The organism is Streptomyces antarcticus (assembly GCF_026627255.1).
GTDB classification, from domain to species: domain Bacteria; phylum Actinomycetota; class Actinomycetes; order Streptomycetales; family Streptomycetaceae; genus Streptomyces; species Streptomyces antarcticus.
Window position 1 is genome coordinate 137985 of the sequence record NZ_JAPNLM010000022.1, and the last position, 7965, is coordinate 145949.

Genomic DNA, 7965 nt, shown 5'->3' on the forward strand with positions numbered 1-7965 from the left:
CGCCCTGCCCGAACCCCTGCCGCAGCCCGACCTCCTCGACGGCCGCGATCCGGTCGAGGCCGCCGGCCGGACCACCGCCACCAGCGCCACGCGGTCCTGGCCGCCGCGATGACCGTCGCCGTGGCCCTCCTCGGCCTCTCCGCCTGCGGGCTCACCTTCGTGTGAGACCCGGCCCGCCGGGGCCCGGACGGCGGGCCGGACGGCGGGCCGGGCCGGGCCCCGGCGGGCGGCCGGCTCCCAGCGGGCGGCCGGCTTCCGGCGGGCGCGGGTCAGGCCCCGGGACCTCCGGACGCCGAGGGGTCGCGGACCAGGGCGAACGCGGTCCGGGAGATCAGGGCGTCCGTCGCGGGCGACGGGGTGCCCGCGATGCCCGAGCGCATCAGCGCGCTGCCCTCGAGCAGCGCGATGAACGCCTCCGCCCGCGCGCGCCGATCCGCCTCGGGCAGGCCGGGCAGGTGGAGGCGGATCTGTTCGGCGACCAGGTCCGCGTAGCGCCCGTAGAACGCCCGGACGGCCGCGGCGACCGCCTCGTCCCGGGCCGCCAGGGCCCACAGTTCGACGAACAGCCGTACCAGCCCGGGGTCGTTCTGCTCGGCGAGCAGCAGCTCGATCATCCGCTCCAGGGGGACCGGCTCCGCCCCCTCGCCCCCGTCCAGGCCCGGGGCGACCTCGGCGAGGCGGTCCAGGGAGCGGCGCAGGAGGCGGTCGAGGACGGCTTCGAGCAGGCTGTCGCGCGTGGGGAAGTAGTACTGGAGGTGGCCGAGGCGCACTCCGGCGGCCTCGGCCACGGCGCGTACGGACAACGCGCCGTGGCCGCCGCCGACCAGCGTGCGCTCGGCGGCGTCGAGGAGCTCGGCCCGCCGGGCGGAACCCTTCGCCGTACTCACGCGGCGGCCCCAGCGGCGGTCTCCGCGACGGGACCGGCGATGTCGCGCCCGGTGACGTCGACCCGTACGCCGGCCGCCTCCAGGGCCGGCAGCAGGGTGCCCGGCAGCGGGTGCGACTCCGGGAAGGCGAGGCCGGTCCGCGCGGGCGCGCCGTCGGCGCCGAGCACCCGGCGCAGCCCGAGCAGGGCTCCGACCGCGGTCAGCCGGGCCTGGCCGTGCGGGTCGGTGACGGTGGCCCGCAGGATGCCGCCCGGCCCCTCGACCTCGATGCGCAGGGTGGCGGTCCCGCCGCCCCCGGGGGCGTAGAGCAGGCGCCGACGCACCGGACGCCAGCGCTCGCCGCGGGCGCGCCGGAAGAAGCCGATGCGGCCCAGGCCGACCAGGGCGGACGTGGCGGCGGTGCTGCTGAAGCCGATGCGGGTCGTCACGGTACGGGCCCCGAGGGTCAGCGGCAGGGTGAACTGCTCGGGGGTGTCGATCCGGGCCACCTTGGTGCGGTGGTCCCCGATGCTCAGCGTCCGCGCGCCGCTGAGCGGGGAGACCGCCTTGGCGCGGCCGCCTTCGAGCACCTCGAAGTCGACGCCGAGGCGGTCCATGAACTCCACCGAGTCGGCTCCGGCCCGGTCGGTGAGGTCGTAGCGGATGGAGGTCTCCACGCGGTCGGCCCCGCCGAGGCGCTCCGCGAGCGCGGCGGCGACCAGCGGCACCACGCCGCCCATCCAGCCCGAGGAGAGCAGGACCGGCGCGGCGGGGCCCGTCCCGGGCAGGCCGAGCGAGGCCAGCGCGGCCGCGCGCTGCACCCGCGACGTCCAGCGCGTCACGTCCACGTACGGGACCCCGCCGGCGAGGGCGGCCCGCAGCACGCGGTCGTCCGGATCGTTGACGAGGCCCACCACGGCCCGCGCCGCGGCCTGGAACGGCTCGGGGTCGGAGAGGTCCCAGCGCCGGGCGCCGGCTCCCAGTTCGCGGCACAGGTCCGCGGCCCTGGCGGGCGTACGGCCCGCGAGCAGGAGGGGCCACGTTCCCGCGGCCATGCGGGCCAGTTCCGCGCCCACCGTTCCGTACCCGCCGACGAGGAGCACCGGTCCCTCGGGGTCGTGCATGAGCTGATCGTTGTTCATGAGAGTGACTATAGGTCACGTGACCTAGAAAATGTCGAGCCGCCCGACGGTTGCGAGTAGCGCGACCGGGCTCCGTGCCGCACGAGGACCTCGCCGTCGGCGCGCCGCACCGGGGTCAGGTACGGGTTCCTCACGAGCCGGTCGGGCGACTGGCCCGGCGCGCCGGCCGGCGGTGCGGGGACGCGGCCGGAAGGCCGCCGTCGAGCGTGCCTGGCCCGGCGGCCCGCCGGCCCGAGACCGGGACCGGGGGCCCCGCGCGGGCCCGTGCGGGCCTACGCCCGCCCGTCCGATGCGGGGCCGCCCCGGGCCGCCCCGCCGAGGCGGCACAGTGCGGCCGCCGTCAGGGCCCGGACGCCGGCCGGCAGTGCGGTACGGGCGTCGGGGGCGAAGTCCGGGGGGTGGTTGGACGGGAGGGGCGACCCCTGCGCTCGGGCCCGGGACCACGCGGCCATACCGGCCGTGCCCAGCATCCAGTACCCGAGCCCGACCCCGGACGCACCGTGGAGCTCCCGCCCCGCCTCGCCGAACAGCCCGAAGTCCTCGGTCGCCGGCGAAGCCGGCCACGCCGCGACCCGCTCGGCGCCGAACTCCGCCCGGTGGGCCCCGCGTACCGCCTCCGTCACGGCCGGGTCCGGAGTGACGGCCGGGGACGAGGGCACCCGTACGACGTCCGGCTTCCTGGGGCAGTCCGCCGCCGCGCACTCGGCGCGCACGATCCGCTCCACCGCGCGCGCCGCCCGTTCCAGCGAGGCCCCGCTCACCGCCCTTACCGTGAGCGCCAGTTCGGCCCGGTCCGGGATCACGTTGGCCCGCTCGCCCGCGTGGAACGCTCCGACCGTCACGGCCACCTGGTCGGCCGGAGCCGTCTCCCGCGCCACCACCGACTGGAGCCGGGTCACCACGTGCCAGGACGGCATCATGTCCAGCGGCAGGAACGAGCCGGACAGGAACGCCATCGGCACCATCATGTAGTTGGCGATGGCCGCGACCGCCTCCGGCGTGTTGGCGTACGTACCGACGATCACGCCGATCGCCAGGAACGCCGTGATGCCGAGGACCAGCGCGGGCAGCACCAGCGGCCAGCGCCCGTCCAGTTCGAGCCCGAACAGCGGCAGCATCGCCACCCCCCTGAACACCGCCGCCTGCACCACGCCGACGACCAGGGCCAGCACGTACCGGGAGGCGAGCACGGTGGTCAGCGGGGTCGGGGTGAGCCGGATCAGCCGCAGCAGGTCGTCGCGCCGCCACTGCATCAGCAGCAGCCGGGCGGGGGCGTGCGGTTCATTGCCCGGCCATGCCGGCGTCACGTCCGCTTCGTGGCGGCTACCCGCGGGTAGCCCAGAGTGGTCGCGATCCTTGGAAGTACGGCCGCTTCTCCGTCCCGATGCGCGCGACCGTCCCCGAGGCCCCTGAATCCGTTCCACGAGCAGGAGGCAACATGAGCGTGACCCCGGGCAGGAAAACGACGATCACCGCCGCGGCGCTGATCGCGGCCCTCACCGTGAGCGCCGGGCCGGTGCAGGCCCGTACGGACCGCGCGGCCGCGCCGTCGCTGCCCGAGGTGTCCGCCACCGTGGAGACCCCGTCCCTCTTCGACGACGAGGCGGGCGGCAACGCGAACGCGGACGACCCGGCGATCTGGCGCAACGCGCACGACCCCGACCGCAGCCTGGTGATCGCCACCGCCAAGGAGGGCGGCCTGCGCGTCTACGACCTGGACGGCCGCCAGGTGCAGTCCCTGCCCGCCCCGCCACCGCCGCGGGAGGGCGACAAGCCCGGGCGCTTCAACAACGTCGACCTGATCACCGGTCTCCGCTTCCCCGACGGGCGCCACGACGTGGCCGTCGTGTCCGACCGGGGCCGCGACCAGCTGCGCGTCTACCGGATCGACCCCGGGCGGACCGCCGGCCCCCTGGTCGACGTCACGGACGTGACGGCGGCCCCGCACGTGTTCTCCACCGGCCAGGACGAGGCCAACGACCAGCGCACCGCCTACGGCCTCGCCGCCTACACCGACCGCCGTACGGGTCGCGCGTACGCGGTCGCCAGCCGGCGGAACGCCACCGCCCTCGCGCTCGCCGAACTCACGCCGAACGCCCGGGGCACGGTCGGCTACCGCACGGTCCGCACCGCCTCGCTGCCCTCCGCGTTCACCCTGCCCGACGGCACGCGGTGGTCACCGTGCGGCGAACCCGGCGAGCTCCCCCAGATCGAGGGCATGGTCGTCGACCCCGACACCGGCGACCTCTACGCGGGCCAGGAGGACGTCGGCATCTGGAAGCTCGACGCCGGCCTGCGCTCCCCGGCCCGGCTGATCGAGAAGGTCCGCACATACGGGGTCCCCGGCACCTGGAACCCGGACACCGAGGAGTGCGACGCCGGCACCGACCCCGGCTTCGGCGGGCGCCACATCAGCGCGGACGTGGAAGGCCTCACCATCTGGCGCGACCCGCGGCACCCCGCGCACGGCGGCTACCTGCTCGCGTCCAGCCAGGGCGACGACACCTTCGCCGCCTTCGACCGCGACCGGGGCAACGCGTTCGTCCGCGGCTTCCGCGTCACCGCGGGCGCGAAGCCCGGGGCGCCCGACGGCTCCGAGGAGAGCGACGGCGCCGCCGTCACCAGCGCACCGCTGGGGAAGAGGTTCCCGCGCGGCCTGCTGGTCGTCCAGGACGGCTCCAACACCCCCGCGGTTTCCGGACCCGACGGGGAGGTGCGGACCGACACCGACTTCAAGTTCGTCGACCTGGGCGCCCTCGCGCGCGCCGCGCGCCTCTGATCCGGGAGGGTTCCCACCACTGGGCGCGAGCCCGCGCGGCGCGGGCGCCCGGAGAGAAGGAGACTGGGAGGGGACGAGACTCGCCCGACGGGAGACGATCATGGCCAGGAACCACCAGTTCAGTGTCGACCGGGCCGGCCATTCGGTGACCGTCACCGTGCACGGTGACCACCCGCACGTGATCGAGCTGCTGGTCGACGGCAAGGAACTGGGTCGCCGCGCCGCACGCACGGGCAGCTGGATCCTGGACGCCGAACTGGCCACCGACCCGCCGACACCCCTCCGGGTACGGGTCCACCTCCCCCATACGGCGAGCACCCCCCGCTGCACGCTGGAGATGGACGGCAAGGAAGAGGCCATGCCCCAGAGGTCGTGAAACCGGCGGCCGGAGTCCGACGCGCGCACGCGGGGGGACTCCGGCCGCCGGCGCCACCTCCTAGGCGCGGATGAAGTCGAGCAGGTCGGCGTTGAAGGCCTGCTCGAAGTCGCCCGTCAGGCCGTGCGGCGCGCCCGGGTAGACCTTGAGGACGGAGCCCTTGACCAGGGTGGCCGACTTCCGCGCGGAAGCACCGATCGGCACGATCTGGTCGTCGTCGCCGTGGGCGATGAGGGTCGGGACGTCGATGCGTCCCAGGTCCTCGGTGAAGTCGGTCGCGGAGAACTGCGCGACGCAGTCGTACGCGGCCTTGAGCCCCGCCTGCATCCCCATCAGCCAGAAGGCGTCGCGCGCCCTGCGACACGTTCGAGCCGGGCCGGTTCGCACCGTAGAAGGGCTCGCTCAGGGTCCGGTAGAACTCGGAGCGGTCCAGGCGGACCCCCTCGCGGATGCCGTCGAACACCTCCAGGGGCAGGCCGTCCGGGTTGGCTTCCGTCCGCAGCATCAGCGGCGGCACCGCGCCGAGCAGCACGACCTTGGCGACGCGGTCGGTTCCGTGCCGTCCGATGTACCGGGCGACCTCCCCTCCGCCGGTCGAGTGGCCCACGAGGACCGCGTCGCGCAGGTCGAGGTGCTCGAGCAGCTCCGCCAGGTCGTCGGCGTACGTGTCCATGTCGTTGCCCTGCCAGGGCTGCGCGGAACGGCCGTGGCCGCGCCGGTCGTGGGCGACGGCGCGGAAGTCGTTCTCCGCGACCAGGCGGAGCTGGCCGTCCCAGGCGTCGGCGTTGAGCGGCCAGCCGTGGCTGAAGACGACGGGCCGGCCCTGCCCCCAGTCCTTGTAGAAGATGTCGGTGCCGTCGCTGGTGGTGAAGGTGGTCATGGGAACGTCCTCAGGTCGTATGGGGGCGGTGGTCGGGACGAGGCGGCGTACGGGTGCCGGGCGCGGCCGGCGGTCTCCTGTCAGCCGCGTTCGATGGTCAGGTCGTGTCCCCGGCCGGGCAACTCGGCGACCCGCGCCGTGGACCCGCGCCGCGAATCCGCGCCGCCGTCCCGTGGCGCCGATTTCCGCGGGCCGCGCGGGTGATCGCCGGGTTCTGCGCCGGCAGTCCGTCCGGTGCCCCGCGGCCGTCCGGGTGAGCGGAGCCGCCGGGCCCGCGAAGGCTTCGGAGGGCTCCGCCCGTCCCGGTCGCGGCCTCGGCGGCCGGGCAGATCGGCTCCGGCCTCCTGCTCGCGCTGGGCCTGCTGACCCCGCTCGCCGCCACCGGGGTCGTCGGCGTCATGACGGTGGCGCTCACCGTCAAGTGGCGCCACGGCCCGTGGGTGCAGAACGACGGGTGACGAGTACCCGCTGTTCCTCGTCGTCACGGCCGCCGCGCTCACGGCGACCGGCCCCGGCCGCTGGTCCCTCGACGCCGCCGCCGGCCTCACCCCGTACTCCCCGGGGTGGGCGCGGCCGCGGTCACGAGGCCCAAGCGGGCCCTGTGGTTCGTCCTCGTGGCCTCCCTGCCGCGGTGGGCCGCCGGGGCCGCTTTCGGACTGACCGGCGCCCCGTGGCTCGGCCACGTGTCCGGGACGCTGGGCCTGCTGGTCGCGCTGACCGGCGGCTACGCGGCGTTCGCGCTGATGCTGGAGGACATGCGCGGCGAGCAGGTGCTCCCGATCGGCCGCAGCGGGCTGGCGCACGCCCCGGTGGAAGGCGACCTGGCCGTCCAGTTGCGCAACCTGGAACGCGCGGCGGGGGTGCGACGGACCCTGTGAGGGGGGCCGGCCGGCCTGCGCGCACCGCACGGAAACGCTGTGTTCCGGGCCAATCAATATCTGTTGCCGTGGCGTGAGATATCGGCACGAGGCGCCATGAGTATTTCTTCCACAACAGGCCGAGCCGAATGATTTACCGTGCACGGACCATCCTGCCGTGCTACTGTCGATCTCAGTTGCAGTTGTGGTTCCCAAAAACTTCAAGTGCCCTCACCAGTGTTCAGCACCGGTGGGAGCACTTCTGTATTTCCGGTCATTTTTCCGGGTGGGGCAATCATCGCGGCGACACGGAGACCGCACGGTGTGGTCTCCGGGTACTGCCCCAAAGGAGATATTGACATGGCATCTGGCACCGTGAAGTGGTTCAACGCTGAAAAGGGTTTCGGTTTCATCGAGCAGGACGGTGGCGGCGCTGACGTCTTCGCCCACTACTCGAACATCGCCGCCCAGGGCTTCCGTGAGCTTCAGGAAGGCCAGAAGGTAAACTTCGACATCGCGCAGGGCCAGAAGGGCCCGACGGCCGAGAACATCGTTCCCGCCTGACGCTGACGCGTAGACGCAGCTGGGGCCCGCACCTTGGGGTGCGGGCCCCGGCTCGTTGCGTTCCGGGCTCAGATTTCCCCGAACGGCACGGCACGCCCCGATCCATACCGGGCTGTCCCCCGTACGGCACGCCCGACCCGGGCTCCGGATTCCCATCCGTCTGAGCTTCCCCCAGCCGGCACCCCGGATTTCACATCCGAAGCGCGCCGCTGGATATCAGCGCCCGTTCCCGCGGAATCGACCGCCGGACGGACTCGCTTTTACTTTCGCTTTCGCTTTCGTATTTCATTCGGCTCGTTCTCGCGAATCTCCCTTCCGGGATTCCTCGATACGTGCCGCATCGAGGAAGGTTCTGCATGAACCGCACCATTCGCACCAATGACCGTTCTTCCCGGGGCCGCAGTGGCGGTTCGGGTTCTTCCGGCGGCTCCTACGGCGGCTCGTACGGCGGCTCGTACGGCTCCGGAAGCCCGTCGGGTTCCGGCGGGTCGGGCGGGTCGG

Annotated in this window: 7 protein-coding genes and 3 pseudogenes; 5 read left to right on the top strand and 5 right to left on the bottom strand. The window is 74.0% G+C overall.

Annotation, left to right across the window (positions count from 1 at the left end; all coding sequences use genetic code 11):
* Positions 1-269: 269 nt before the first annotated feature.
* The 4 genes and pseudogenes from OTB16_RS28600 to OTB16_RS28615 form a co-directional block, all read right to left on the bottom strand.
* A complete protein-coding gene (locus OTB16_RS28600) occupies positions 270-887 on the bottom strand; it encodes a TetR/AcrR family transcriptional regulator (RefSeq protein ID WP_267723686.1) in 618 nt (205 codons plus the stop codon).
* Entirely contained in the window at positions 884-2008 is a 1125-nt protein-coding gene (locus tag OTB16_RS28605; protein ID WP_267723687.1) for a saccharopine dehydrogenase family protein, read from the bottom strand. The genes OTB16_RS28600 and OTB16_RS28605 overlap by 4 nt, the downstream gene beginning before the upstream one ends.
* A 272-nt stretch (positions 2009-2280) precedes the next feature.
* Positions 2281-2928: a peptidase dimerization domain-containing protein gene (locus tag OTB16_RS28610; protein WP_324290891.1), complete on the bottom strand. Its 648-nt coding sequence runs from the start codon at positions 2926-2928 to the stop codon at positions 2281-2283.
* Positions 2914-3267, bottom strand: a pseudogene (locus OTB16_RS28615) (ABC transporter permease); the annotation flags it as partial. The gene OTB16_RS28610 and the pseudogene OTB16_RS28615, both read right to left, overlap by 15 nt.
* Positions 3268-3446: 179 nt before the next feature.
* Between OTB16_RS28615 and OTB16_RS28620 the strand changes: the two are divergent.
* Together OTB16_RS28620 and OTB16_RS28625 are read left to right on the top strand one after the other, a co-directional pair.
* Positions 3447-4787 (top strand): phytase, encoded by a 1341-nt coding sequence (locus OTB16_RS28620; protein WP_267723688.1) that lies wholly within the window; start codon positions 3447-3449, stop codon positions 4785-4787.
* 100 nt (positions 4788-4887) lie between these two features.
* A complete protein-coding gene (locus OTB16_RS28625) occupies positions 4888-5163 on the top strand; it encodes a hypothetical protein (RefSeq protein ID WP_267723689.1) in 276 nt (91 codons plus the stop codon).
* 60 nt (positions 5164-5223) lie between these two features.
* Here OTB16_RS28625 and OTB16_RS28630 read toward each other — a convergent pair.
* Positions 5224-6043: pseudogene (locus tag OTB16_RS28630) on the bottom strand (alpha/beta fold hydrolase).
* Between the two features lie 317 nt (positions 6044-6360).
* Between OTB16_RS28630 and OTB16_RS28635 the strand changes: the two are divergent.
* The 3 genes and pseudogenes from OTB16_RS28635 to OTB16_RS28645 form a co-directional block, all read left to right on the top strand.
* Positions 6361-6613: pseudogene (locus tag OTB16_RS28635) on the top strand (DoxX protein); the annotation flags it as partial.
* Positions 6607-6921 carry a hypothetical protein gene (locus OTB16_RS28640; protein WP_267723690.1) on the top strand — a complete coding sequence of 105 codons (315 nt, stop codon included), beginning with the start codon at positions 6607-6609 and terminating at the stop codon, positions 6919-6921. The pseudogene OTB16_RS28635 and the gene OTB16_RS28640, both read left to right, overlap by 7 nt.
* A gap of 339 nt (positions 6922-7260) precedes the next feature.
* Entirely contained in the window at positions 7261-7464 is a 204-nt protein-coding gene (locus tag OTB16_RS28645; protein ID WP_014047008.1) for a cold-shock protein, read from the top strand.
* Positions 7465-7965: the final 501 nt, after the last annotated feature.

Bases quoted from the DNA above. Each gene is read 5' to 3' on its own strand.
- OTB16_RS28605 (WP_267723687.1), bottom strand. From the start codon at position 2,008: ATGAACAACGATCAGCTCATGCACGACCCCGAGGGACCGGTGCTCCTC.
- OTB16_RS28610 (WP_324290891.1), bottom strand. From the start codon at position 2,928: ATGATGCCGTCCTGGCACGTGGTGACCCGGCTCCAGTCGGTGGTGGCG.
- OTB16_RS28620 (WP_267723688.1), top strand. From the start codon at position 3,447: ATGAGCGTGACCCCGGGCAGGAAAACGACGATCACCGCCGCGGCGCTG.
- OTB16_RS28625 (WP_267723689.1), top strand. From the start codon at position 4,888: ATGGCCAGGAACCACCAGTTCAGTGTCGACCGGGCCGGCCATTCGGTG.
- OTB16_RS28645 (WP_014047008.1), top strand. From the start codon at position 7,261: ATGGCATCTGGCACCGTGAAGTGGTTCAACGCTGAAAAGGGTTTCGGT.